The sequence below is a fragment of the Vibrio marisflavi CECT 7928 genome (genome assembly GCF_921294215.1).
Taxonomy (GTDB): Bacteria; Pseudomonadota; Gammaproteobacteria; order Enterobacterales; family Vibrionaceae; genus Vibrio; species Vibrio marisflavi.
Window position 1 is genome coordinate 2,491,920 of record NZ_CAKLDM010000002.1, and the last position, 25,563, is coordinate 2,517,482.

General features: G+C 43.5%; 25 protein-coding genes. 8 read left to right on the forward strand and 17 right to left on the reverse strand.

All coding sequences use genetic code 11. The features are described from left to right. Window positions 1–130: 130 nt before the first annotated feature. From L7A31_RS18190 to crp, 5 genes are all read left to right on the forward strand, one after another. On the forward strand, window positions 131–2,050 hold the full coding sequence (locus tag L7A31_RS18190; RefSeq protein ID WP_237363173.1) for an ABC transporter ATP-binding protein: 1,920 nt from the start codon (window positions 131–133) through the stop codon (window positions 2,048–2,050). Further along, window positions 2,050–2,529, forward strand: a complete 480-nt coding sequence (locus L7A31_RS18195) for a TIGR02444 family protein (protein ID WP_237363174.1) — start codon at window positions 2,050–2,052, stop codon at window positions 2,527–2,529. The genes L7A31_RS18190 and L7A31_RS18195 overlap by 1 nt, the downstream gene beginning before the upstream one ends. Window positions 2,530–2,547: 18 nt before the next feature. Next, entirely contained in the window at window positions 2,548–2,775 is a 228-nt protein-coding gene (locus L7A31_RS18200) for a YheU family protein (protein WP_237363175.1), read from the forward strand. A 63-nt stretch (window positions 2,776–2,838) separates the two neighbouring features. Next, on the forward strand, window positions 2,839–3,708 hold the full coding sequence (locus L7A31_RS18205; RefSeq protein WP_237363176.1) for a phosphoribulokinase: 870 nt from the start codon (window positions 2,839–2,841) through the stop codon (window positions 3,706–3,708). 240 nt (window positions 3,709–3,948) lie between these two features. Continuing rightward, complete coding sequence (gene crp, locus L7A31_RS18210) at window positions 3,949–4,581, forward strand: cAMP-activated global transcriptional regulator CRP (RefSeq protein ID WP_237363177.1); 633 nt, start codon at window positions 3,949–3,951, stop codon at window positions 4,579–4,581. Window positions 4,582–4,668: 87 nt separating this feature from the next. Here crp and L7A31_RS18215 read toward each other — a convergent pair whose 3' ends face one another. The 5 genes from L7A31_RS18215 to L7A31_RS18235 all read right to left on the reverse strand — a co-directional run bounded on the left by L7A31_RS18215 (window position 4,669) and on the right by L7A31_RS18235 (window position 10,273). Next, window positions 4,669–5,463, reverse strand: a complete 795-nt coding sequence (locus L7A31_RS18215; RefSeq protein WP_237363178.1) for a DUF1338 domain-containing protein — start codon at window positions 5,461–5,463, stop codon at window positions 4,669–4,671. 11 nt (window positions 5,464–5,474) lie between these two features. Continuing rightward, the gene (gene astD / locus L7A31_RS18220; protein ID WP_237363179.1) at window positions 5,475–6,932 is read right to left on the reverse strand and encodes a succinylglutamate-semialdehyde dehydrogenase; all 1,458 of its coding nucleotides are present in this window, start codon (window positions 6,930–6,932) and stop codon (window positions 5,475–5,477) included. 23 nt (window positions 6,933–6,955) lie between these two features. Beyond that, window positions 6,956–7,975 (reverse strand): arginine N-succinyltransferase, encoded by a 1,020-nt coding sequence (gene astA, locus L7A31_RS18225; protein WP_237363180.1) that lies wholly within the window; start codon window positions 7,973–7,975, stop codon window positions 6,956–6,958. Window positions 7,976–8,125: 150 nt separating this feature from the next. Next, window positions 8,126–9,337: an aspartate aminotransferase family protein gene (locus L7A31_RS18230; protein ID WP_237363181.1), complete on the reverse strand. Its 1,212-nt coding sequence runs from the start codon at window positions 9,335–9,337 to the stop codon at window positions 8,126–8,128. Window positions 9,338–9,685: 348 nt separating this feature from the next. After that, entirely contained in the window at window positions 9,686–10,273 is a 588-nt protein-coding gene (locus L7A31_RS18235; protein ID WP_237363600.1) for an aminodeoxychorismate/anthranilate synthase component II, read from the reverse strand. Window positions 10,274–10,591: 318 nt separating this feature from the next. On the opposite strand from L7A31_RS18235, the gene L7A31_RS18240 reads away from it, so the two are divergent. Continuing rightward, window positions 10,592–11,161: a DedA family protein gene (locus tag L7A31_RS18240; RefSeq protein ID WP_435532906.1), complete on the forward strand. Its 570-nt coding sequence runs from the start codon at window positions 10,592–10,594 to the stop codon at window positions 11,159–11,161. Between the two features lie 109 nt (window positions 11,162–11,270). Further along, window positions 11,271–11,666 carry a hypothetical protein gene (locus L7A31_RS18245; RefSeq protein ID WP_237363183.1) on the forward strand — a complete coding sequence of 132 codons (396 nt, stop codon included), beginning with the start codon at window positions 11,271–11,273 and terminating at the stop codon, window positions 11,664–11,666. 72 nt (window positions 11,667–11,738) lie between these two features. On the opposite strand, the gene trpS is transcribed toward L7A31_RS18245, so the two are convergent. The 12 genes from trpS to pilM all read right to left on the reverse strand — a co-directional run bounded on the left by trpS (window position 11,739) and on the right by pilM (window position 22,716). Further along, on the reverse strand, window positions 11,739–12,755 hold the full coding sequence (gene trpS / locus L7A31_RS18250) for a tryptophan--tRNA ligase (RefSeq protein ID WP_237363184.1): 1,017 nt from the start codon (window positions 12,753–12,755) through the stop codon (window positions 11,739–11,741). Between the two features lie 124 nt (window positions 12,756–12,879). Beyond that, window positions 12,880–13,566 carry a phosphoglycolate phosphatase gene (locus L7A31_RS18255; protein WP_237363185.1) on the reverse strand — a complete coding sequence of 229 codons (687 nt, stop codon included), beginning with the start codon at window positions 13,564–13,566 and terminating at the stop codon, window positions 12,880–12,882. A 38-nt stretch (window positions 13,567–13,604) separates the two neighbouring features. Then, window positions 13,605–14,276 carry a ribulose-phosphate 3-epimerase gene (gene rpe / locus L7A31_RS18260; RefSeq protein WP_237363186.1) on the reverse strand — a complete coding sequence of 224 codons (672 nt, stop codon included), beginning with the start codon at window positions 14,274–14,276 and terminating at the stop codon, window positions 13,605–13,607. A gap of 126 nt (window positions 14,277–14,402) precedes the next feature. Then, window positions 14,403–15,227 carry a Dam family site-specific DNA-(adenine-N6)-methyltransferase gene (locus L7A31_RS18265; RefSeq protein ID WP_237363187.1) on the reverse strand — a complete coding sequence of 275 codons (825 nt, stop codon included), beginning with the start codon at window positions 15,225–15,227 and terminating at the stop codon, window positions 14,403–14,405. Window positions 15,228–15,352: 125 nt separating this feature from the next. Continuing rightward, complete coding sequence (locus tag L7A31_RS18270; RefSeq protein WP_237363188.1) at window positions 15,353–16,855, reverse strand: AAA family ATPase; 1,503 nt, start codon at window positions 16,853–16,855, stop codon at window positions 15,353–15,355. A gap of 42 nt (window positions 16,856–16,897) precedes the next feature. Next, a complete protein-coding gene (aroB, locus tag L7A31_RS18275; protein WP_237363189.1) occupies window positions 16,898–17,989 on the reverse strand; it encodes a 3-dehydroquinate synthase in 1,092 nt (363 codons plus the stop codon). Window positions 17,990–18,016: 27 nt separating this feature from the next. Further along, a complete protein-coding gene (gene aroK / locus L7A31_RS18280) occupies window positions 18,017–18,535 on the reverse strand; it encodes a shikimate kinase AroK (RefSeq protein ID WP_237363190.1) in 519 nt (172 codons plus the stop codon). Window positions 18,536–18,702: 167 nt separating this feature from the next. After that, window positions 18,703–20,049, reverse strand: coding sequence for a type IV pilus secretin PilQ (locus L7A31_RS18285; RefSeq protein ID WP_237363191.1), 1,347 nt, complete (start codon window positions 20,047–20,049; stop codon window positions 18,703–18,705). 9 nt (window positions 20,050–20,058) lie between these two features. Continuing rightward, window positions 20,059–20,604: a pilus assembly protein PilP gene (locus L7A31_RS18290; protein ID WP_237363192.1), complete on the reverse strand. Its 546-nt coding sequence runs from the start codon at window positions 20,602–20,604 to the stop codon at window positions 20,059–20,061. A gap of 7 nt (window positions 20,605–20,611) precedes the next feature. Then, window positions 20,612–21,184: a type IV pilus inner membrane component PilO gene (locus L7A31_RS18295; protein WP_237363601.1), complete on the reverse strand. Its 573-nt coding sequence runs from the start codon at window positions 21,182–21,184 to the stop codon at window positions 20,612–20,614. Between the two features lie 7 nt (window positions 21,185–21,191). Next, a complete protein-coding gene (locus L7A31_RS18300; protein WP_237363193.1) occupies window positions 21,192–21,740 on the reverse strand; it encodes a PilN domain-containing protein in 549 nt (182 codons plus the stop codon). Then, window positions 21,733–22,716 carry a pilus assembly protein PilM gene (gene pilM / locus L7A31_RS18305; protein ID WP_237363194.1) on the reverse strand — a complete coding sequence of 328 codons (984 nt, stop codon included), beginning with the start codon at window positions 22,714–22,716 and terminating at the stop codon, window positions 21,733–21,735. Before pilM ends, L7A31_RS18300 begins: the two co-directional genes overlap by 8 nt. 143 nt (window positions 22,717–22,859) lie before the next feature. Here pilM and L7A31_RS18310 point away from each other — a divergent pair, with 143 nt between their 5' ends. Beyond that, entirely contained in the window at window positions 22,860–25,526 is a 2,667-nt protein-coding gene (locus L7A31_RS18310) for a penicillin-binding protein 1A (protein WP_237363195.1), read from the forward strand. Window positions 25,527–25,563: the final 37 nt, after the last annotated feature.

Genomic DNA, 25,563 nt, shown 5'->3' on the forward strand with positions numbered 1-25,563 from the left:
TTGCCCTTTGCTGATGAGATTGGGCCTATCTTCTTTAGAATCATACCTCAAATTGCATAATGATCGACATTTATTACTATTCCCCCTACTATTCCCCCGAGACAACAGTAACAAGATCCCATTTATTTTTATGATTACCTTTTCTGAAATTCAACTTCTGCGCGGTGGAAAGGCTTTACTTGATAATGCTTCAGCCACTATTCAACCTGGCAACAAAGTGGGGCTAGTGGGGAAAAACGGCTGTGGAAAATCCACCTTATTTGCGCTTTTAAAAGATGAGCTAACCATAGACGCAGGTTCCTTTAACCAACCAGCGCATTGGGAGTTAGCTTGGGTGGCGCAGGAAACTCCAGCTCTTGAGCGAGAAGCTATTGAATATGTGATTGACGGTGATCGAGAATATCGCAATTTAGAAAAGGAATTGGCACAAGCCGAGCAATCGAACAACGGAACCTTAGCTGCTGAGTTACACGGTAAAATTGAGACCATCGGTGGCTATAGCATAAAGGCAAGAGCATCTGAGTTACTAAATGGCCTTGGGTTCAGCCAAGAGCAAATGAGCTGGAATCTGACTCAATTCTCAGGTGGTTGGAGAATGAGGCTCAATCTTGCTCAAGCACTGCTGTGCCGTTCAGACTTGTTACTGCTTGATGAACCGACTAACCACTTAGATTTAGATGCGGTCATGTGGCTGGAAAAATGGTTGCAAAACTATCCAGGCACACTGGTTCTAATTTCCCACGACAGGGATTTTCTTGACCCTATAGTGAATCGAATTATTCATATCGAGAATCAGCTGCTTAATGAGTACACGGGTAACTACTCGTCATTCGAAAATCAAAGAGCGCAAAAATTGGTGCTGCAACAAGCCATGTACCAAAAGCAGCAAAAGCAAATGGCGCACATGCAAAGCTACATTGATCGCTTCCGTTACAAAGCATCAAAAGCTCGCCAAGCTCAAAGCCGAATTAAAGCGCTAGAGAAAATGGAAAAAGTCTTACCCGCGCAATACGACAATCCATTTAGCTTTAACTTCAGGGAGCCTTCTGCTTTGCCAAACCCAATTCTTCGTATGGAAGATGTCTCTGTTGGCTATGGCGACAAACTGATACTAAATAAAATCCAACTGAATTTGGTGCCTGGCAGCCGTATTGGTTTGCTTGGCCGAAATGGCGCAGGTAAATCAACCTTAATCAAGTTGCTTTCGGGTGAGCTCAAAGCGCAGGGCGGCGAGTTCCACTATTCTCAAGGGGTAAAAATTGGTTACTTTGCCCAACATCAGTTGGAAACGCTGCACCCTGAAGAATCGCCACTGCAACACATGATGCAGATTGCACCAAATCATACTGAGCAACAACTTAGAGATTATTTAGGCAGCTTTGGTTTCATCGGTGATAAAGCACTGGATAAAGTCGCGCCATTCTCGGGGGGTGAAAAAGCCCGTTTAGTATTGGCTCTCATCGTTTGGCAAAAGCCGAATCTGTTGCTATTAGATGAACCGACCAACCACCTCGACCTCGATATGCGCCAAGCTCTGACAATGGCTTTGCAAACCTTCGAAGGAGCGATGGTCATTGTCAGTCACGACCGCTTTTTGCTTCGCGCAACCACTGATGATCTCTATCTGGTTCACGACCAGCAGGTTGTACCATTCGACGAGGACCTAGCTGGTTACTATAAATGGCTGACAGAGCAGCAAAAACAGAACAAGCGAGAGACTCGATCAGACACTAGCGACAAGTCAGCAACCAATAGCGCGGCTTCAAGAAAAGATCAGAAACGCAAAGAGGCTGAATTCCGTAAACAAACCGCTCCAATTCGCAAAACGCTGACAAAACTGGAAAGTGAAATGGATAGATTGAATGACGCACTAAACGATGCGGAAAATCAATTATCGGACACTTCCCTGTATGAAGCCGAAAATAAAGCTAAACTTACACAAGTACTTGAGCTTCAAGCGAGCAGCAAGTCTCAGCTTGAAGAGGTAGAAGTTGAGTGGATGTCACTACAAGAAAACCTCGAGCAGATGGAACAGGAATTCAATCAATAATGACTCGAAAACCAGCGCGCACCTCTTTGACATTAGAGCGTCTATGGCAATTCAGTTTGCAATACTATGGTGTGCGCCGGGTAAAAGAAGCCTGTCTTGAGTTACAAAATCAGTTTCGCGGCAATGTTAACTTACTGCTTCTACTGAAATGGTTAGATGAACAAAAGGTCACTTTTCAAGAAGAAGACTGGCACAAAGTTGAGGAGTGTTTAGGGCGGTCTGAAACCCTGTTAAATAGTTACAGAGAATTACGCCGTAAGTATAAACAACACTTACCGGACACTTTATATAGAGAGTCGCTACAGTTTGAGTTACAGCTAGAAAAGCAGCAGCAATCTGATCTGGTTGAGTGTGTAAACTCTATTCCTTTAATTGCTAACCAAGGCGACCCTCTCACCTTACGTTATTGTCGCCAGTTGGGAGGAGAGCGTTTATATTCCGCCTTTTCTGATCCCGCATCTAGATATACCAATGTGTAAAAAATAACAGGGGAACATGTGATTATACCGTGGCAAAAAATCGATCCTGAAACACTGCGCAATCTCATTCGAGAGTTTGTATTGCGTGAAGGAACTGACTATGGTGAAAACGAAATTTCACTTGAAGACAAAATCGATCAGGTAAAGTCTCAGCTCGAATCAAACGAAGCTTGCGTTGTCTTCTCAGAGCTTCACGAAACCGTAGATATCCAGCTACGCAACACTTTTCAACATGAGATTTCGTAGCCCATTCACTTCCTGTTATAGTCACATGAAAACAGGTGAGTTCGATTCAAGACAAGGTCCGTCATGTCAGCAAAACATCCAATAATAGCCGTCACAGGTTCCTCTGGTGCGGGAACAACTACCACCTCAGAAGCTTTCAGAAAAATGTTCAACATGATGAAGGTGAAGCCTGCATGGGTAGAGGGAGATAGCTTCCATAAATTTACTCGTCCAGAAATGGATGTAGAAATCAGGAAAGCCAGAGAGCAAGGTCGCCACATTAGCTATTTTGGTCCTCAAGCGAACGACTTTCCTGCGTTAGAAGAGTTCTTCAAAACATTTGGTAATGAAGGTATAGGAAAAGTGCGCCGTTATCTGCATACTTTTGATGAAGCCGTACCATACAATCAAATGCCTGGCACTTTTACACCTTGGCAAGAACTGCCAGAAAACTCGGATGTTCTATTCTATGAAGGGCTACACGGCGGAGTTGTAGATGGAGATGTGAATGTCGCACAGCATGTGGATCTGCTGATTGGCATGGTACCCATTGTAAACTTAGAGTGGATCCAAAAGTTTGTTCGCGACACTCGCGACAGAGGTCACTCTAGAGAAGCCGTGATGGATTCTATCGTTCGCTCAATGGACGATTATCTAAACTTCATCACTCCGCAATTTTCCCGAACTCATATCAACTTTCAGCGTGTTCCGACTGTTGATACTTCCAACCCACTAAACGCCAAAGGCATCCCAAGTTTGGATGAAAGCTTTGTGGTAATCCGCTTACGCGGCATTAAGAATGTCGACTTTCCATACCTGCTAGCTATGATTGATGGCTCATTCATGTCTCGCCACAATACCCTTGTGGTACCTGGCGGCAAGATGAGTTTTGCCATGGAACTGATCGTCAGACCGATACTTCAACAGCTGATTGAGACTGGCAAGATCGGTTAAAAATTAGACACGGATCGTGTTTAGTTTTCATACCGTGATCCTATGCACACTTTTGCGCTTAAAATGGGGCTGTCTACCCGATTAAAGTCAAGAAATCGTATTCGAAAAAGGATACTATTTGAATGCGAAACACAAGATAGCTTGCAGCATAAGGAAAGAGTTCTTATCCTGATAAGCCCATTTGGGCTTAGCTAAAATATGGAAAGCAGCAAGTGTCCCCTGCAGAGGAAGTGAGATATTATGGTTCTAGGTAAACCTCAAACTGATCCAACGTTAGAATGGTTTCTTTCACATTGTCATATTCATAAGTACCCTTCAAAAAGCACGCTAATTCACGCGGGCGAGAAGGCGGAAACTTTATATTACATTGTTAAAGGTTCTGTGGCGGTTCTGATCAAAGACGAAGAAGGTAAGGAAATGATCCTTTCTTACCTAAATCAAGGCGATTTCATCGGAGAGCTCGGTCTATTTGAAGAGGACCAAGAGCGTACGGCATGGGTTAGAGCTAAATCTCCTTGTGAAGTGGCAGAAATTTCATTTAAGAAATTCCGCCAACTAATCCAAGTTAACCCAGATATCCTGATGAGACTGTCTTCACAGATAGCAAGTCGTCTTAAAGTAACCAGTCAAAAAGTAGGCGACTTAGCCTTCCTAGACGTTACTGGACGTATTGCTCAGACGTTATTGAATCTTGCTAAACAGCCAGATGCAATGACTCACCCAGACGGTATGCAAATCAAGATCACTCGCCAAGAGATCGGCCAAATCGTTGGTTGTTCTCGTGAAACGGTAGGTCGTATCTTGAAGATGCTTGAAGAGCAGAACCTAATATCTGCACACGGTAAAACCATTGTGGTTTACGGTACTCGATAAGCATCAAAAACACCCTACGAAAAAACAGGCCACCTCAATCGGTGGCCGTTTTTTTATCTGTCGCTTTTAATCTCACGAAAGGTGCGATTACTGCGAATCAGTACTTTCAAAGATTTTATCTGCAGAAGCGGCAACAAAGCCCGGATATAACTCTCCATTTTGCATTGTGTAGCGCTTGGCAAACTCATAAAATCCGCCCGGAATTTGATGTGTACCATCACTGAAAGCTACATCCACTTTATCTGCCATAGTCGAGGATTGCTCTAATAGCACTTCAGGCGAGCCTTTCACTTCTCCGCCAGATGTATTAATTCTAAATCCGGCATCACTTAGGTAATCATTCACACCTTGCACTTCAGCAAATCGATTGAGTTGATTGACACTCACGGTGAAATGATTTGCACCATAACCATGCGCAGCCAACCATGCCGCATATTCGCTTTCTTTCGCTAACGTTAGATAATCTTGGTAACTAACTTGCCAAGGCCTACCTGAATAAATGAAATTGCTCGCATTCACCGTATCTTGGCTCACTTGTGAGACAAGCTTGTTGATAATGCTTTGAACTTCATCAGAGAACTTCTCTACTTCAAGCTCACTGATAAACACTTTAGGTTGAGTAGGATCAGTGTGCTCGAAATGTTTAGCGACTAAGTTTTTACTTTCAAACACATAGTCTCCACATTCTTTGTAACCAAGCGTAATGAAATGCTTGGCTAGTGATTCAAGTCCAACTGGCGCTAAATTGTATGTACGCAAAGCAATATGATCGTTGATTAACGCTTCGTCTTCTTGCAATAGCTCATGCACTTGATGTGCAGAAGGACATAACCTCTGGATGTAATCACTCCAAATCGACTGAAAAAAAGTTGCAGGCGTCATGACGTCTCCTTTTACAATTTAATACCAGGACTTAATGAATCAGGGAGTATTGGTGACTGTCCTTCCATCGAAGCCATTGGATAAGCGCAATAATCCGCCGCATAATAGGCACTTGGTCTCAAGTTACCTGATGCGCCTGGGCCACCAAATGGAGCATCACCACTAGCGCCGGTAAGCTGTCTATTGCGATTTACAATGCCAGCGCGGATATGATCAACAAAGTATTCCCACTCTGCGTCATCGGTAGACACTAGCCCTGCTGACAATCCATAGCGAGTATCATTGGCAAGCTCAACAGCCTCTTGCAAAGTGCTATAACGAACCACCTGAAGCAGTGGGCCGAAGTATTCCTCATCAGGAAGCTCTTCAATCTTGCTAACATCAATAATTCCCGGCGTCACGAACGCCGCTTCACCAGCCGTAGCTTCCAATAAGCTTACACCACCAAGTGACTGTAAATTCTTTTGCGCGTTTAGAATAAATTGAGCTGCTTGCTGAGAAATCTGCGGCCCCATAAATGGCGCAGGATCTGCAAATGGCTCATCGACACGAATATTTTTGGTTGCTTCCACTAAGCGAGAGATCAGTTGATCACCCTTATTTCCTGTAGGAACATAAAGACGTCGCGCGCAAGTACATCGCTGGCCTGCACTGATAAACGCTGACTGGATAATGGTATAAACCGTCGCATCAAGTTCACCAAATTGTTCAGATATCACCATCGGGTTATTGCCACCCATTTCTAGCGCAAGCATTTTTCCGGGCTGACCGGCAAATTGGCGATGCAGAATATGTCCTGTGTTAGCACTACCAGTAAAGAGCACACCATCAATTCCTTTAGCTTCAGCCAAAGCGATCCCAGTATCTTTTGCACCTTGAACAAGGTTTATCACACCATCAGGCAAGCCTGCTTGCTGCCAAAGTTTCATGGCAAATTCGCCAATCCAAGGTGTCAATTCAGAAGGTTTAAACACAACCGTATTGCCAGCCAAAAGCGCAGGCACAATGTGTCCATTCGGTAAGTGACCAGGGAAGTTGTAAGGGCCAAATACAGCCATGACACCAAGAGGACGGTGGCGCAGCACAATTTGGTTACCCGCAGCCTCTCGAGCCGCCTCTCCTGTTCGGTCGTGGTAAGCGCGAATAGAAATAGCAATTTTACCTGCCATTGCACCAGCTTCAGTACGAGTCTCCCAAAGTGGTTTGCCAGTTTCTTGGGCAATTATTTTGGCAATTTCTTCGCTGTTCTGTTTGACCAATTCTGCGAATGCCAAAACGACTTTTTCTCGCTCAGAAAAACTGGTTTTCTTCCACGTCAAATATGCCGTTCGCGCAGCCGAAACGGCTTCAACAACCTGATTTGCCGTCGCACTTTTGCCCTGCCAAATTTCTTCATTGTTATAAGGGCTAATTGAAGTTATCAACTCCCCCTCACCTTGTTGCCATTGTCCAGCAATCCATTGAGTCATAATCATTTACCTTCGACTAATACTTAAAGAGCCAACATTCTCACTTTACTTCCTTCTTCAACCTGCAGTGCTTTTGCGACCTCTTCGCTCAGCAACACACTTTCTGTTTCTTGGTCATAGGCTGCTTTGGCTGTAGTAGCCCGGAAGTTTTCGAACGAGGTATTACTAATCAAGTAATCTTGAGAACTGGAGTGTTCGCTGATTTGAACACTCGCTCTGAATGAATGGCGTACCGATTCAATGTTCTTAAGATCACATTCAACTGTCGGGCCCCCATCAAAAATATCGACGTAGTCTCGGCAACAGAAGCCTTCACGCTCAAGAAGTTTTAAAGCAGGTTTAGTGTTGTCGTGAACTTGCCCGATCACTGCTTGCGCTTCTTTGCTAAGTAAATTGATATAAATCGGCAGTTTTGGCATGAGATCAGCAATGAAACCTTTTTTGCCAATACCAGTTAGGTAGTCTGCCAATGTAAATTCGATAGAGAAGAAGTGCTCTTGCAGCCACTGCCAAAATGGAGAGTTGCCGTCTGCATCTGAAACACCGCGCATTTCAGCGAAAATGGTTTCAGAGAAACGCTCAGGGTGCTCTGCCATCATCATAAAACGGCATTTAGACATTAACCGTCCATTCAGGCCTTTACGAAAATCTGGTCGCAGAAACAACGTACAAATTTCACTACAACCTGTGTAATTGTTGCCGAAAGTCAGTAGCTTCACTACATTGTTGACGCCTAACTTAGGCGAAGAGTGAACGACTTTGCTGATGTGATAAGAATAAAAGGGTACATCCCAACCAATAGAGGCTTCTATGCCTGTCGTGCCTGCAATTTCTCCAGTTTCACTATCAAAGCCCACCATGAGATAACCTTCATCTCCGGGCTCAGATACATCTGGTTTACCAAAGCTATATTCTGAATGTTGAATTCGATTGGTGAGAAGCTCTTCATTTACAGGTAAAGATGTGAAGCCATGACCTGATTCAACCGCGCACTTATGCAGCGCATCGTAATCATCCATGGTAATAGGTCGAACTACCAGCATCGATACTTCCTCCTGACGCTAAATAAGGCCTAAAAGACTGAGCTTTTAGACCGTCCTAAACCTACTCAATCTGAAGATAAGAATTGCAAATACAAGTAAGGTTTTACTCCATATTCAAGAATGCTTCTTCAGACTGACTCGGTATGCAAACTATATAATTGAAGCAATTGCCTTATCGAGTTTTGCCAAACCTTCTTCTATATCTTGCTTTGAAATCACTAATGAAGGTGTGAAGCGAACCACATTTGCACCAGCAACAAGCAACATTAGGCCATGCTTTCCAGAAGCAACAAGCACATCGCGAGCTCGACCTTGCCATTCATCATTTAATGCAGCACCGATAAGAAGGCCTTTACCACGAATTTCACTAAAGATATTGTACTTAGCGTTAATAGCTTCGAGTCCTGCTCTAAACAGCTGTTCACGCTCTTTCACACCCTCTAGTGTTTCAGGCTTGCTCACTACATCAACTACAGCTTCAGCTACTGCACAGGCTAATGGGTTACCGCCATAGGTAGAGCCATGAGTGCCAATTTTCAGATGCTTGGCTAGTTCTGTAGTTGTTAGCATCGCTCCAATTGGAATACCGCCACCTAGAGACTTAGCAGTACTCAACACATCAGGTGTAACACCTAAACCTTGGTATGCGTAAAAGTCACCTGTACGACCATTACCAGTCTGAACTTCATCAAAGATAAGCAAAGCGTTGTGTTTGTCGCATAATTCGCGAACTGTTTTAGCAAACTCATCACTTGGAGAAACAATCCCGCCTTCACCTTGTAAAGGCTCCATCATGACTGCACATGTGCGGTCAGAAATGTGCGCTTTTAGGCCTTCCACATCGTTATACTCAAGATGAGTCACGTCACCGGGCTTTGGTCCAAAACCGTCTGAATAAGCAGCTTGCCCGCCAACCGTTACGGTAAAGAAAGTCCTGCCATGGAAGCCTTGTTTAAAAGCAATGATTTCAGATTTCTCTGGCCCATGAACATCCGCAGCCCAGCGGCGAGCTAGTTTCAATGCAGCTTCATTGGCCTCTGCACCCGAGTTAGCAAAAAACACTTTCTCTGCAAAGCTAATTTCCGTTAGCTTTTTGGCAAGACGCAAGGCTGGCTCATTCGTCATCACGTTACTCAGGTGCCAAAGCTTTTGTGCTTGATCGTTAATCGCTGCAACCATCGCTGGGTGACAATGCCCCAAGCAGCTGACCGCAATGCCACCAGCAAAGTCGATATACTCGTTACCTTGTTGATCCCAGACTCTAGAGCCCTCACCCTTCACTGGAATCATCTCCATCGGGTTGTAACAAGGCACCATGACTTCATCAAATAGCCCACGTTCTACTTTATTTCCTAATGTCATTGCTCACTCCTATCAATGCCACACGCTAGCTTGAGCGCTTATCTGCCGCAGCAAGAATATATTGTTTTGAATTTAGCAGAATATGGCATTTTATTTACATTTGATTAACCATTTCAATAGTAGATAATTCTTGCTATTTACCTTTGCAGCCAATATTAGGCATAAGATGTGACTAAATATGCACCAAAAATGCTACTAAATAACACCTTCTTTTATAATGGGTTAAATGACAAGTAATAAAGAGGCTAATTTAAAGCTGTCACGTTTTACAGAATGCGGGAGCGAATATTCTTGCAATCGAGAAGAAATGTGGAGTTTAGATAGATGATATCAAAAAGAAGATATTGATCACAAAATTTCTACATTTAAGAAATTTTTGAGCAACAGGTGGCCCTGTTGAGTTTTGATTGACTCAGGGTGAAATTGAACCGCGTAGATGGGCAATTCTTTATGTTGGTATCCCATGATCTCATCCAGACTACCATCTGGAAATTGACTCCAAGATGTAACCTCGAAGCAATCTGGCAACGACTCTTTGCATACGATAAGAGAGTGGTAGCGGGTTACCCGTAAAGGGTTACTTAGCTCAGCAAAGAGCCCTTTGTCTGAATGACCAATCAACGATGTTTTACCATGCATTACTTGGCGCGCTTTTTTCACTTCTCCACCAAATACCTGAGCAATAGCTTGGTGACCAAGGCAAACGCCTAATATAGGTAACTTACCCGCGAAATGTTCGATAGCGAGCAATGAAATACCTGCTTCGTCAGGTGTGCATGGGCCGGGGGAGATCACTAAATGTGTGGGCTTTAATGCTTCTATATCCTGCAACGTGACTTCGTCATTACGTACAACTTCTACTTCAACATTTAATTCACGGAAGTATTGATACAAGTTGTAGGTAAAAGAATCGTAGTTGTCGATGATAACCAGCATAGCAATGGATCTATTAAAAATGAACGAGGTTGGTGTCTCAGTGGCAGCTATTGTGCAGCTCAAAAATAGAAAGGCAAGCGAAAATTCTTCATCTTTATCTCTGGAAGCCCACGCTATGCCAATCACATCGTCCACACAGCTAGCCAATAGCAAATATATTGGTAGTGAATAAGAGACTATTTCGCTTATACTGTGCCACTCTTTATCACTGCCCTCGCCATGGATTGACTCAAGCAGCAATAAGTACTGAATTCCCCCTGCAACGTTTTACTAAAACAGGTGATTAGATTGATAGACGTCAACCACTTAATAGACTCAATGAAGCCTTTACTGGAGCATTACGGTTATTTGGCGTTAGTGGTTTCCATTTTCTTTGAAGGAACTGGTATCCCTCTACCCGGTCAATCAATACTCATCACCGCTTCCATATTGGCCTCTCAGGGTGTAATGAACTTTCCGCTAGTGATTGTGGTTGGGTGGCTAAGTTGCTTCCTTGGCAATACTTGCGGATACATCGTTGGCTACTATTTTGAAAGCTGGCTGGCGAAGAAAGGCTACATTTCAGAAAGTAAACTGCAGAAAATGCATCAGAAAATACAGAAATATGGCCCTACGGTTTTGGTTATTAGCCGTTTTGTTGAAGGTCTAAAGCAATTTATGCCACTTGCATGCGGAATGGCAAAAATGTCTAAGCGAGCATTTTTTATTGGCAACGCCATTGCCTCAACGCTTTGGGTGATTGTGTTTAGTGTTCTGGTCAATTACATTTTCGTTCACTTAGACAATGTACTGCACTTTTACCATCACCATAAGATTATGCTGTGGACTCTATCTGGGGTAGCAATCGCAGCTATCGCTTACTTTATACTCAGGAAGAAGCGCGGATAAGCCTACCCTTAAAGGGCAATCTCAACCAATAACACTAGCATTGCAGCTAACGCGCGTATATCTATGCTATATTGCGCGCTCATTCAAATGGCTAGACAATAAAAATATCATGAACAAATTTAAACTCGCGATCTTGGCTTTGGGTGCCGCTATAGCGCTTTCAGGCTGCCAGACATTAAACCCACAAGATATTCAAACTACCGCTTCGACACAAACCATCGAGTTCGCGAAACAACATATCAAACCAACTCACAATGGTCGCTATGATGTGGCGGTTTATGACAATGGCGTCATTTACATCAAATTCAAAAAAGCACCGGGGACAATCTGGCTAACCGCAGAAACCAATGAAGCCGGCTATCGCGTTGCGTGTGAAAACTTACGACCATATGTGGATAAGGGAATGGTTGTTGAGGTTAATTTCCAAGGTAATGGCGCTAGGCAGTACAATCAACATCGCTGCGAAACAGAAACGCCTACCAACCTTTTCGCGAATTGGAATTAATAACGTAAATTTCAGATAAAAAGAAGCCCCTTGAACTCTATGAGTTCAAGGGGCTTTTCTATAGGTTGGCATCTAAGCTCTTGCTACAAAGCCCACCGCTTCATAAGCTTTCGCCAAAGTAACCGAAGCACGCGCTGAAGCTTTCTCAGCTCCTTGCTTCATAACTGAGTTAAGATACGCTCTATCTTCACGAATGCGCTTGTATTCGGCTTGAACAGGCTCAAGCATCGCCACAATCGCGTCACCGACATCTTTCTTAAATGGGCCATACATTTCCACACCTTGGTATTGCGCTTCAATTTCTTCAAAGCTTTTACCTGTTGCTGCTGCGTACAGCCCCATAAGGTTGGAAATGCCCGCTTTATTTTCGATATCGTGCGCAATACGTGGTGGAGTTTCGGTATCTGTTTGCGCTTTATTGATCTTCTTGATGATAGATTTCGGCTCTTCAAGCAAGGTGATAACGTTCTTACGGTTATCATCAGATTTCGACATTTTCTTAGTCGCATCTTGAAGGCTCATTACACGAGCGTTCACTTTTGGAATGTATGGCTCTGGCACAGTGAAGATTGGATTGTCAGCACCGTAGATATTGTTAAAACGAGTCGCAATATCACGAGCAAGTTCTAGGTGCTGCTTTTGGTCGTTACCAACCGGCACTTGATGTGCGCCATAAAGCAGAATATCTGCAGCCATCAATACTGGATAACCAAATAAACCAGCATTGACGTCGTTCGCATAGCGACTGGATTTGTCTTTGAACTGAGTCATTCGGCTCAATTCACCCATTTGGGTATAACAGTTAAGAAGCCAACCTAATTGAGCATGTTCTGGTACGTGTGACTGAACAAATAGTGGGCTCTTTTCCGGATCAACGCCAACAGCAAGGCAGATTGATAGTGCGTCTAACGTTGCTTCATGCAGCGCTTTCGGGTCTTGGCGAACCGTAACCGCGTGAAGATCAACAACACAATACTGGCAATCGTAATCATCTTGCATTTGTTGCCATTGACGAAGAGCACCCAAGTAGTTACCAATACTTAGTTCACCAGAGGGTTGAACACCACTCAATACAATGGGTTTGCTCATAGGTTTTATTCCTTAGACTTCTTCATAAAATTCGGCTAGAGCTGTGTCAGTTAATGAGTACACAGCGAGTTCAGTGTACTCATTAACCAATATATTTCTAGTGAAAAATGGGGGAATATGAAAATTAAGCAGTGACTGAAACTAACTCTAGCAAATCTCGCAGTGAATCGGCGACATAATCGGGATTGGAGTTTGCAATTGGCTCACCGTGGTTGTAACCATACGTCAGCGCTAAAGAGCGACAGCCAGCATTTTTCGCAGCCAGAATATCGTTTTTAGAATCCCCTACCATGAGCATTTCTGATGACTCTAGGTCGTGCTTATCTAACAACCAATTTAACGCTTCTGGATCTGGTTTTTTATTAACGAAAGTATCACCACCAATAACATCAACGAAGTAGGTATCCAATGCGTGTTTTGCCAATACCTCAGGTACAAACTTCGAAGGCTTATTCGTCACTAACGCAAGTTTGAAGCCAGCTTGATGCAGCTGTGCTAATACAGCTTTAACGTGTGGGTATAAATGACTTAATCGGTGCTCACCTTGAGCGTAATACTCATCAAAAAGACACCGTGCTTTGGCAAGTAGTTCAGGGCTCAACTCAGGCGAAACTTGCATGTTTTGGCTGAGAGAGCGGCCAATTAGTAAGTCAGCACCATTGCCAACATAGCTTTTTACTTGCTCTAAACTCACTGACGGGTAACCTAGTGACTGCACTGCCTTGTCGGCCGCTTCCGCAAGGTCTGGCACGCTATCAAGCAAGGTTCCATCGAGATCAAAGGCAATCAATTTTATTGAATCAAATGACATCTTATATCCACATACAACTTAAATTAAAGAAAAACGAGTTATTGAACCTTAGCCAGTTCTGCTCTCATCTGGTCAATCACTTCTTTATAATCTGGCTGACCAAAAATCGCAGATCCTGCAACAAACATATCCGCGCCCGCTGCTGCAATTTCAGCAATATTGTCAGCCTTAACGCCACCATCAATTTCTAAACGTATATCGCGACCAGATTCGACGATACGCTGTTTTACCGCTCGCAGTTTATCGAGAGTATGAGGAATGAAAGATTGACCACCAAAACCAGGGTTTACTGACATCAACAAAATCATATCGACTTTATCCATGATGTAATCGAGGCATGTTAAAGGCGTCGCTGGATTCAAAACCACCCCAGCCTTGCAGCCATGATCTTTGATAAGCTGCAAACTTCTATCTACGTGCTCAGACGCTTCGACATGAAACGTAATCATTGATGCTCCTGCTTTAGCAAAGTCCGGAATGATGCGGTCTACAGGCTTAACCATTAAATGCACATCAATAGGTGCTGTGATGCCGTAATCACGCAGAGCCTTACAGATTGGTGCACCAAAAGTTAGATTCGGAACATAGTGATTATCCATAACGTCGAAGTGCACAACGTCTGCTCCTGCAGCAAGTACGTTTTCCACTTCTTCGCCTAAGCGAGCAAAGTCAGCAGATAAAATCGAAGGAGCAATTAGAAAATCTTTCATGTCAGGCCTCTTAGGTAGCGCGATATTTGAACTATACGCGCTGATTCTACCTAAGCCTGCCATCAGATCATAGATGGAATTGATGGTTTAAGGTTTATTGAGCTGTAAATACAGAATTAAACAAATCTACTCAGACTCTTTTGGCATGTACAAAGCCAGTAGCTCGTCAACTTTGTTACGACCATTGCCATTGCGACTAATCGTTCGTTTCACTTTCACTACATTGAGCGAAGCACCATGATATAAGCGTCGTGTTAGGGTCGTATCATGATTTGAGATGAGTACTGGAATTCCCCTCTTCACTGCCGCAGTTTCTGATATGTCAGCTAACGCTGCCTGATCGTCTAAAGAGAAGCCATTGCCTGCGTATGAGGTAAAGTTCGCTGTCGTCGATAACGGTGCATATGGTGGGTCGCAATATACAACGCTGCCTTTACGCGTTTTCTTGATGCTATCAGAGTAACTTTGACAAACGAATGTCGCCTTCTTTGCTTTTTCTGCGAAGTACTCTAATTCAGCTTCAGGAAAATAAGGCTTTTTGTACGAGCCAAAAGGAACATTAAAGCCGCCTTTCTTGTTATATCGACACAACCCATTGAATCCAAAGCGGTTCATGTACAGAAAAGCAAGTGAGCGATACATAACATCGTCAGTTTGGTTAAACTGAGCACGGACATCGAGATACACCTCTTTGCGATTGTGCTCTGGGGTAAACCAGCGCTTGGCTTCTGATATGTATTTTGTTGGCTTTTTCTTAAGTAAGTTGTATAGGTTAATCAGATCAGGGTTGATATCTGCTAACAAATATTGCTCGTAGTCAGTGTTGAGAAAAACTGATCCAGCTCCGACGAAAGGCTCAACTAACTTTCGAGCAGGAGGCAGATGGCGCTGAATGTCTTCTACAAGGCTGTATTTTCCACCTGCCCACTTCAGAAAGGCTCGTCTTTTCATTTCCTGCTCAATTTACCTTGGGTTTGTTGATCTTTTGAGGTTAAATTTTGTTCGCAAAAGGCCCACATGACCCAAGGCAACAATAAGGCTGCGGAATGTAACATATTTTCGCGCGAAGCTCAGCGTTAATTCGTACGATTAATTTCTCTTTGTACCTGACTTAGAGATTTTGCCCACGGCCCGACACTTTGCAGATCTCGAGGAAGTGTACTGACAGCATCACGAGCAAGCTGGATCGTTGGATAGTTCTCATAAGTAACGATGTACCAATCTTGACCACTTCTTACCGTTGGGTAGACGAATACCTTATTGTTTAGCTTATACTTTTCGATAAATTTATTTACTTCAGGCAGAGTATTCACTGCTGCAAGCTGCAGGGTGTAACTCCTTGGCGAAAATGCTTCAAGCTGTTTTGTTGAGAAAGCCACAGGCGCTGGTGTTGCTTTCGGAGAAGAAACTTGATTGGCGACAGTATTTGCAGATGTTGTGTTCGCTTCGCTCTGAGCGCCTTTTGCTTCTTGTGCTGCGGCAGGTTTCACTGCGGATTCATCTTGCATCAACTTATCTACGATAGCAGAGGACACCACTACACGATTTTTGTCGCTGTCCACATGACCAACACTGGCAGTTTTCGTTACAACTTGAGGAGGTAAAGAAGTCGAGTCGTCCACAGCGTTGGAATCAATGGCTTTTTGAATCGCAGCCGCTTGTGGGTTAGTGCTTTGGTTAGATGAAGAGCTCTGCTGCGCAACTTGAGAATTTGCATCATTGGCAGTTGATAACGTTGGTATCGCGGTCTGTTCTTTGGACGTATTAGCTATCGAGTTTACTTGACTATCTGGACTTGGTTGCCCCAATAACCACCAATAACCACCGCCAACAATTATTGCGAGCAACACAACTAAAATGGCTATTTTGCTAGGCGATCCTACCATCGAACGTATGATGATTCGCTTTGTCACTTTTTGTTCTCCTAATCGCATAATTTCACCGGGGAGCAACTTAACCTTTCGGTATGCATTGCGAACTCGTCGCTCCATGTCATCTTCGACAAAACGTACCACTAATTGTTCAAAGAATCGATCTGCTTCTTCTTGATTTAATGGTTCTATTTCAATATCGATAGACTGTTGTTCTTGGCCATGACTCAATCGAGACAAGGTTGCTTCAGTGTGTTTTGATTGTGAGAACAACAACACATTCAGTGACCAAGTTGGGTGTAATTGCGCTTCTTGTACTAACGCCCATAACTCGCCGATGAATGCCTCTGTTAAGTGGTGTGCATCATCTACGACCACAACAATATCGCACCCATCATCTTCAAGAAGTGACGTAAAGCTTTCAGCTAAAGAATCTTGCGGATTAAAGAGAGGCTCGGAAAACAGCTGAGTGATTAAAATCGAGCGATGCTGCTCATCATTTTGGCTAGGATGACACATGATGAGCGCTTGATTCTTATCGTCAGACCAAGCTTCCAAGTAGCGATGAGCAATCCAAGACTTACCAGCCCCTTGCTCGCCACTAATTGTCACTAGATTTGAGCCGAAATTAGTCAGCAACTGTAAGCGCTCTAACAATTCGACTTGAGATTCTAACTCCAACACACGTAATTCATGCGCTAAGCTCATTCAGCCATCCCTTGGGGATTCTCCCTGTGAGTTAAGAAGAAATCAGATTGTTCGACAATAATTTATTGCTTGCTCAATCACCGTATTCGGTACATTCTTCACAACTTCTGCTGTGCCAATACTGGTTGGTAAAACTAATCTAAGTTCACCTGCTAAAACCTTTTTATCACGCATCATATGACGCATAAAGTCTTCAAACGACATACTTTCTGGCGTTTGAACCGGTAGCTTAGCTTTTTTCAGTATAGATATAATCCGTTCAACTTGCTGCTGAGTGATTAGTCCTTGGTATTCAGCAGTTTTTGCTGCCATAGCCGTTCCAGCAGCCACCGCTTCACCATGAAGCCATTGACCATATCCAAGCTCAGCTTCAATAGCATGACCGAATGTATGACCAAGATTAAGCAAAGCACGAATACCGGACTCTTTTTCATCGAGAGCTACAACTTCTGCTTTGATTTGGCAACACTTTGCAATAGCGTAAGTCAGAGCCTGCTCATCGAGGACATAAAGCTTATCAAGGTTTTCTTCTAACCAATCGAAGAACTCAGCATCATAAATAATGCCGTACTTAATCACTTCTGCTATTCCGGCGGCAAATTCTTTCTCTGGAAGCGTCGACAAGCATTCGATATCAATCACAACTGATTTGGGTTGATAGAATGCACCAATCATATTCTTACCCATAGGGTGATTGACCGCCGTTTTTCCTCCTACCGATGAATCTACTTGAGAGAGCAAAGTTGTTGGCATTTGGATGAAGTCAACACCACGTTGATAACACGCAGCAGCAAAACCCACTAGATCACCAATGACACCGCCTCCTAAAGCGATTAGAGCAACGTCACGGCTGTAGCTTCCTTCGAGTAAATAGGTCATGACGGTATTGAACGTATCTAAAGACTTGTATTGCTCACCATCAGGTAGCTCTAACAAAGTCGCGACACAGCCTAGTTGCTCTAATTGGGACATCACTTTATCAGCATACAAAGGAGCTACTGTCTCATTGCTGATAACAACTACTTTTTGTTTGCTGGATAAGTAAGGGGAAAGATAGGCCGGATCACTGAACAATCCGGCACCGATAGAAATTGGGTAGCTTCGCTCACCTAAGTCGACCGTAATCCGATCCATGGCTTGCACTCCAAATAAAAATTATGATTAGCGTTCTTCTAACATTTTTACTATTTGGTTGGCTACCACTTTCGCACTTTGATCGTCAGTGCGAACAGTATAATCTGCCACTTCTTCATACAAACCGTTACGTTCACTAGCTAGATCCTCGAGAACCTCTCGTGGATTGTCAGTTTGTAGCAATGGACGCTTTTTGTCGCGGTTAGTACGAGCTAGCTGCTTGTCGATAGTCGTTTCTAAATATACAACGACACCTCTCGCAGACAAGCGATTGCGGTTATCTCGGCTTTTAATTGAGCCACCGCCTGTTGCTAGAACAATACCTTGTTGTTCTGTTAGGTCATTAATGACAGCTTCCTCGCGTTTGCGGAAGCCTTCTTCACCTTCTACATCGAAAACCCACGCAATATCTGCGCCGGTACGCTCTTCAATTACAGTATCAGAGTCTACGAACTCCATATGCAATTGTGAAGCAAGGTGTCTACCAATTGTGCTTTTGCCAGCCCCCATTGGGCCAACTAGGAAAATATTGCGTTTCTCAGCCATGTTCAGCAGTAATTTACAACGTTAATTCAATGACATCGCCACAAGAAAGTCAGTCTTCACCAACATTTAAGACGCTTGTGGCACCTATTCCTCACAGATAATTCGTGATAAGACCCGAAATTATCTAGATATGATGGCATTAATGCAACTTTATTTTTTTGATAAATTCATCTTTGTACGCTCATTACTTTTGGCGTAACGAAGATAATTAACTCACTTTTCGTTTTCTGTTCGTAGCTACGACGGAACAAAACGCCTAGTAGCGGCAGATCTCCCAACAAAGGAACCTTCTCTGCAATTTCGATACTACTATTTTGATGAATGCCCCCAAGTACCACAGTTGCGCCATCATTTACCAGTACTTGAGTTCCAATTTTTTGCGTATCGACAGCGACCGCCTCGCCCGTACCTGTTTGAACGACTTCGCCGGGATGATCTTGCGTCACATCAATATCGAGCAATACTCGATGGTTCGGCATTATCTTAGGTGTCACTGTCAAACTCAACACCGCTTTCTTAAACGATACAGATGTTGCGCCACTCGACGAAGACTCCGAATAAGGAATCTCCGTCCCCTGTTCAATATAAGCAGGAGTTGAATCGGTAGTAATCAGCCGCGGACTAGAAATCACTTCCGCTTTAGATTCCCTTTGCAAAGCAGTAAGCTCTAAATCCAGCAATGCACCACTACCAAATTTCGCCACCTGAAATGCCAACGTTGCAGCCCCTGTACTTGTGGCTGGCAAATCAACATTAAACAAATGATCAACACCAGATGAACTCATATCGAGTGAATCTGAGCTGTTTATCTGGCTTGCGGAAGTATAGCTCCACTTAACGCCCAATTCATCCAAATTGCCCTCTTTAATTGATACGATTCTCGCTTCAATCTCAACTTGCTTCCTTTCCACGTCAATAATAGAGAGAAACTCATTAATAGTATGAATCCTATCTGGCAGATCGCTCACAATAAGGCTATTCGTTCTAGCTGAGATCGTAACTGAACCATGTAGTGATAGAAGCCCTACCCCAGCCTCCCCAGTGATCAAATGCTCTGCTTGAGCAATGTCTATATGGTTGACCTGAAATATTCGGGTTTGCAATACAGGCTTGAAAGTTGAACTTTCTTGAGTCTTTTGCTCTTCCGCTGTAGTAACTAAAATGACGTTGCCTTCGACTCTTTTTGTCAGGTTTTTCATCTGCAAAATAATATCGAGTGCTTTCTGCCAATCAACATTTTGTAGGCGAAGAGAAAGGCTACCAGAAACCTGATCGGAAACGACGATGTTAAAGCCGCTGTACGTCGCTAGCAATTGCAGCACATTCCGCACTGGGATGTCTTGAAAATCCAAGTTGAGTAGGTCTTGTGAGTGCTCTCCATGTCCACTTTGCGAAATAGCTTTATTGGAGGACAATGCAGTTTGCTCGGCAGCGAAAGGCGAACAAGGGAAGATTAGAAACACAAAACCTAACACCATCAACAATCGTCGCTTTTTTGCAATCTTGCTAAACACTTCTACCTCTTATTCACGAACTAACTTAACGGTTTGGCGGATATAGCAGCCCCGCGAGTTTTGTACTGATTCTTCTACGCTAATTTCTGCTGGCATGATTTCAGTTACTTTGCCGTTGTTTAGCCCCACAGTATCGCCTACTGATACTTGCAGCAGCTTGCCTGATGGTGTCTCCACCAAGGCGCTTTTATGAGAATTGAGCTCAAAATAACCTCGATAGCGAAGCTCATCACTTGAATACGGAGAAATGACAACAGCCTGATGGTATTTTTTCGGCAAAGGGCTGCAGTCAACTTTTTGCGCTGAATCTGAGGAGCTTTGCATTTGAGAAAGAAATAAAGGCGTAATGGGAGACTCAATATAGATGATTGAGTTTGATGCCTGATGAGATTGTGACGTTACTTGCCCATCAGCTAACACTGATTTAGGTGTCACCAAGAGCGAACTTTCTAGCTGAGATACAAAGCTCTTTAGAGAGTCTGTATTCGCTTTGCATCCAGACAGAGCCGCTAGGATACAAGCGCAGAATATCTGTAGAAATTTTTCAAACTGCATATGTTCTCTATGACTGAGTGACTAGTTGAGCCATCACTTGTAGGTTAACTAGTTGGCTTTCAGACTGGTCGCCATGCCAAACCATACGATTAACAATAAACAACTGCGGCAAATGAGCTAAACACTGCAGGAAATAACCAGCATTGTTCCAATTACTCTTAACTTCTAACGAAATCGGGGTTTGGGAAATGCTCTGCTCAACTACGTTCTTACCCCATTGAAAACGGCTAATATGTACGTCTGTTTTCGAGGCGCAAGCTTCAATATCCGTCATCATTTGAATCGTATTGCCTTTTGCGTCATGAGCTTTGGATAGCGCGATATGGTGTAAATTGAGGTCTGCAAGCTTTTCTTCTAGCTGAGAAGCTTTAGCCGCTTGATTTACTTTGCGTGTAAGCGCTGCTTTCAACACCTGCTCTTGAACAATATAGCTTTGCAGTTCATTCAATTGGCCTGCGATATAAAACCAATAACCAAGAGTAAAAACGCAGATAAAGACACCTATTGCCAACAGACATACCTTGACCCACAGTGGTTGTAACCATTGCTCTGCAACCTGAGCATTAAGCCAAGAGTTCACTATCAACTTACTCTCCTTGCGTTAAATAGACAGAAATGTGAAAGCTATATGTTTCTTTAATTTTCACCGACAAAGATTTACTCACTGAGCGCACTTTCCATTCGCGAATTATTGGGATGGCTTTCATGCGATCCAATAGACTAGCAACACCATTGTGACTAACACTTGCCCCTGAGATCTCTATTTGCACATTACTAGCAATAATCTTCTCAAAATAAAGCTCTCTACTCGCGATATTGCTGAGTAAGTTCATCAATAGGACAGGTAGATTTCGTTGTTTTTCAAACTCAGAGTAGGCGGTGTTTTTTTCATTCAGGTATTTGAGTTGATTCTTGAAAATGGAGAGATTTTTTGAGGAGTGCTCAAATCGTTGGATTTGGCTAGTTAGATAGCTATTGCGAGATTGTTGTATCTGCAATTGCCGCTGCAAGTTACTGCTAGCAAAAAATAACGAGACTAGCGCGACAGCAACACCAACCAAACCGCTTACTAGAAGCTGCTGTCTATTGGTTTTGGCAATGCGCTCTCGCCATGGCAGTAAGTTGATACTACGCAATTTTGCTCTCTACCAACCATTGCAAGCCACTCATTGAGGCTCCAGCTGCCATCAAAAAAGACAATTCTTCGCTCGCTTCTACGAAATGAGATGCCGTACACAAATGCTGAATTATGCTCAATAGGGAAATGGTTTTGCAGGGCAATTTTAATATAGAACTAAGCCGTTCAAGCTCGTCGCCCGTTGGTTTGTTTTCGCCGGAAAAGCATATTCCTTTTATAGACTCAGCAGCGCAGTTGAGTTTGAACCTTTTAACTTCATCTATAAACTGTTTGGTGGCGAAGGCATTATCGAAGGTAACCTCTGACGGATTGATAGCATGCAAGGTATGAATGTATGGTTCAGTTTCTCTTGGCGAGATACACAGAATTAGCCGAACTCCAATACTATAAACAAGAAGCCAGTTTTCTAGAGAGTTTATTTGGCATATGTGTTGCCAAACAAAAGCAAGACACCTGGCTTTGCTGTCCATCAAGATTGGCTTAAACCCCGCTTTTTCCAAAGCCTGCGTAATGTGAATGGCATAGGACTTCTTAGTTGCGTAAACCTGATAACAAGTGTGATTGCACTGATAGCCATTACTCAAGTGATTTGAGCTATCGCCATCTGAAGCGAAAAAATCGATACTTAACTCATTTGGGTAACATGCAAGCTGCTGTGACATTGCTGTAGTTAATGCATGTAGTCTTTCTGAACCTTCTAGAACACTATCTATCTGTATTTTCTTGCTTATTACTAATGCATCATCAATAGTAATAGATACTTTACGACTATTTGAGGGCAAGCTCTTTCTTAGTTCTTTGAGTTTCTTTACAATTTCCTGATAATCTTGCGTGAAGTTATCAGAGAATACGTACATTTCTATCGGTATTTCTTTGCAACAGATAAGCCTTAAAGCTTGACTCGTCTGCTTTAAAACAACGGCTTTTACACTTTTTGGGCTAAAGTCCAAACCAGTGATCAATGAGTTACCCATAAAACTGAGCTCCAAAGTTTAAGTAGCTCAGAAATAATCAGTAAGAGTGATGAGTTCAACATCATTCAAATTTGAGCTAAATTTGTTAGCTCAGAATATAAAGGCTTGCTGTATGGCAACCCTAACTAATCAGGGATTCTCCGGTGAAGTTCATAAAGCGATTGTTTATTTTTTTCTTAGTTTGCACGGTTCTAGGAGTCGGTACTATTTTTGGTCTTTACATGTACGTAAAGCCTTCCCTTCCTGATGTCGCCACTCTTAAAGATGTAAGATTGCAAACACCAATGCAGGTGTTTAGCCAAGACGGCAAACTCATTGCTGAATATGGCGAGAAAAGACGTATTCCAGTTTCATTCAGCGAAATCCCACAAAACCTTATCAATGCACTTATTGCCACTGAAGACAGCCGTTTTTATGAACACCCTGGGTTCGACCCAATTGGTATTGTTCGTGCCGCATTCGTCGTTGCTATCTCAGGGCACGCAAAACAAGGGGCAAGTACAATTACTCAACAGTTAGCAAGAAACTTCTTCCTCACAGATAAGAAAAGTATCATGAGGAAAATTAAAGAAATTTTCATTGCTGTTCACATTGAACACTTGCTAACCAAAAATGAAATTCTCCAGCTTTATATCAACAAGATATTCTTAGGCTATCGGTCGTATGGTTTTGGAGCAGCTGCACAAGTCTACTTTGGTAAGCCATTGCAAGACTTAGACCTTAGCCAAATTGCGGTACTAGCAGGCCTACCTAAAGCGCCATCAACACTAAACCCAATCTACTCAGTAACCCGTGCAAGAGACCGACGCGATACTGTTCTTCAACGCATGCTTGAAGAGAACTACATTACTCAGCAGCAGTTCAATCAAGCGAAAGCTGAGCCCGTGGTTGCTAGCTACCACCCTGCAGAGATCCAACTACACGCACCTTATGTGGCAGAAATGGCACGTGCATGGGCAGTGGCACATTACGGTGATGAAGCGTATACATCAGGCTTAAACATCTACACCACAGTAACCGCTAAGCTACAAAAAGCAGCCAACAACGCGGCTATCGACAATCTGCTTAACTACGATGAAAGACATGGCTATCGTGGTCCTCAGCGAGTTTTATGGCAACCAGATCAAACTCCATTTACTCAAGATCAAATTCAAGCTGAGCTTAAAAACACTCCAACTTATGGAAAGCTCAGCCCAGCAGTTGTTACCGCTGTAAACGACAAAAGTGCAACGGTTTGGGTTAAAAATCACGGACAACAAACCATCATTTGGGATGGTATGAATTGGGCGAGAAAGTTCGTCACTGATGATCGCCAAGGTCCGGCCCCAACTAGCGCAGATGACATCCTCGCCGTTGGTCAAGAAGTCTGGGTGCGCAAAGTTGACACACCTAAAGTTGACCAAGATAACTTCCCAGCCAAAATGTGGGCATTAAGCCAAGTACCAAATGCTAACACTGCGTTTGTAGCAATGAATCCTGAAAACGGAGCCATTTTGGCACTAGTCGGTGGATTCAACTACGTTCACAGTAAATTCAACCGCGCAACACAATCTATCCGACAAGTCGGCTCAAGTATTAAGCCATTTATCTACTCGGATGCACTCAATAGCGGAATGACACTGGCAACATTGATTAACGATGCGCCAATTAACAAATGGGATAAGAGTCAGGGAACTGCGTGGCGTCCACAGAACTCACCACCAATCTATCTCGGTCCAACTCGTCTGCGTATTGGCTTAGCACAATCGATCAACGTTATGGCCATTCGAGTGCTTCGAGCAGTTGGCTTAGAGAATGTTCGTCACTATCTAACTCGATTTGGCTTTAAGCTCAATCACCTTCCGGATTCAGAAACCATCGCACTTGGTGCAGGTAGTTTGACACCGGTAAGGCTTGCGCAAGGTTACTCCGTGTTTGCTAACGGTGGTTACTTCGTTAAGCCATTCTTCATCAGTAAGATTGTTGGTCCTTATGGCGATGTCTTGTACCAAGCGAACCCAAGTGTGGTTTGCCAGTCTAAAGATTGTGAGGCCGACGTGCCGGATGCAACTAAGCCGCAGACAGCAGCAACTGGTCAAACTGGTGACACAGCTCAGCCTGCTGATGCTGAAAACAATGACACTGACAACCAGCTAAATACAGTCGCTGCACAACCTAGTGCCGCAGATATCGATAAAATCATCCCACCGACAGCTTTAGTCAATAAGGATGAAATATCGCAGACTACACCTGTTCCACCAACGCCACACTATGCTGAGCGCGTGATCTCGCAGCAAAATGCTTTCTTGGTAAGACAAATGCTTTACAGCAACATTTGGGGTGGAGGAAACTGGACGAAAGGTACTGGTTGGAACGGCACAGGCTGGCGAGCTCAAGTGCTGCACAGAAGAGATATTGGCGGGAAAACCGGCACAACCAACGACTCAAAAGATACTTGGTACAACGGATTTGGGCCAGGCATTGTTGCTACAGCATGGGTTGGTTTTGATAATCATGGCCGCGACTTAGGACGTACAACTCGTAACCCTAACCTTGGCAAAGCTCAGATATCTGGCGCTGAATCAGGAGCAAAAACAGCAGAGCCTGCATGGATAGATTTCATGAGAGTCGCACTGAAAGATCACCCAGAGCACGAACTTGTTCTGCCACCACATATTATCCGCGTACGGATTGATCGAGCGACAGGTTTGCTTACCAACAAAACTGACTACACGTCTATGTTTGAATACTTTGTTCAAGGCACGCAACCTACTGAGTATGTCAGCGATAGCTCCTCTGACAACACCTCAGCGACAGAACAAATATTCTAAAGCAATAGAAAAATAGCTGATGGAAAGGAGAGCATGT

Coding starts and splice junctions, on each gene's coding strand:
- L7A31_RS18190 (WP_237363173.1), top strand. CDS start 131: ATGATTACCTTTTCTGAAATTCAACTTCTGCGCGGTGGAAAGGCTTTA.
- L7A31_RS18195 (WP_237363174.1), top strand. CDS start 2,050: ATGACTCGAAAACCAGCGCGCACCTCTTTGACATTAGAGCGTCTATGG.
- L7A31_RS18205 (WP_237363176.1), top strand. CDS start 2,839: ATGTCAGCAAAACATCCAATAATAGCCGTCACAGGTTCCTCTGGTGCG.
- crp (WP_237363177.1), top strand. CDS start 3,949: ATGGTTCTAGGTAAACCTCAAACTGATCCAACGTTAGAATGGTTTCTT.
- L7A31_RS18215 (WP_237363178.1), bottom strand. CDS start 5,463: ATGACGCCTGCAACTTTTTTTCAGTCGATTTGGAGTGATTACATCCAG.
- astD (WP_237363179.1), bottom strand. CDS start 6,932: ATGACTCAATGGATTGCTGGACAATGGCAACAAGGTGAGGGGGAGTTG.
- astA (WP_237363180.1), bottom strand. CDS start 7,975: ATGCTGGTAGTTCGACCTATTACCATGGATGATTACGATGCGCTGCAT.
- L7A31_RS18230 (WP_237363181.1), bottom strand. CDS start 9,337: ATGACATTAGGAAATAAAGTAGAACGTGGGCTATTTGATGAAGTCATG.
- L7A31_RS18235 (WP_237363600.1), bottom strand. CDS start 10,273: ATGCTGGTTATCATCGACAACTACGATTCTTTTACCTACAACTTGTAT.
- L7A31_RS18240 (WP_435532906.1), top strand. CDS start 10,592: ATGAAGCCTTTACTGGAGCATTACGGTTATTTGGCGTTAGTGGTTTCC.
- L7A31_RS18245 (WP_237363183.1), top strand. CDS start 11,271: ATGAACAAATTTAAACTCGCGATCTTGGCTTTGGGTGCCGCTATAGCG.
- trpS (WP_237363184.1), bottom strand. CDS start 12,755: ATGAGCAAACCCATTGTATTGAGTGGTGTTCAACCCTCTGGTGAACTA.
- L7A31_RS18255 (WP_237363185.1), bottom strand. CDS start 13,566: ATGTCATTTGATTCAATAAAATTGATTGCCTTTGATCTCGATGGAACC.
- rpe (WP_237363186.1), bottom strand. CDS start 14,276: ATGAAAGATTTTCTAATTGCTCCTTCGATTTTATCTGCTGACTTTGCT.
- L7A31_RS18265 (WP_237363187.1), bottom strand. CDS start 15,227: ATGAAAAGACGAGCCTTTCTGAAGTGGGCAGGTGGAAAATACAGCCTT.
- L7A31_RS18270 (WP_237363188.1), bottom strand. CDS start 16,855: ATGAGCTTAGCGCATGAATTACGTGTGTTGGAGTTAGAATCTCAAGTC.
- aroB (WP_237363189.1), bottom strand. CDS start 17,989: ATGGATCGGATTACGGTCGACTTAGGTGAGCGAAGCTACCCAATTTCT.
- aroK (WP_237363190.1), bottom strand. CDS start 18,535: ATGGCTGAGAAACGCAATATTTTCCTAGTTGGCCCAATGGGGGCTGGC.
- L7A31_RS18290 (WP_237363192.1), bottom strand. CDS start 20,604: ATGCAGTTTGAAAAATTTCTACAGATATTCTGCGCTTGTATCCTAGCG.
- pilM (WP_237363194.1), bottom strand. CDS start 22,716: ATGGGTAACTCATTGATCACTGGTTTGGACTTTAGCCCAAAAAGTGTA.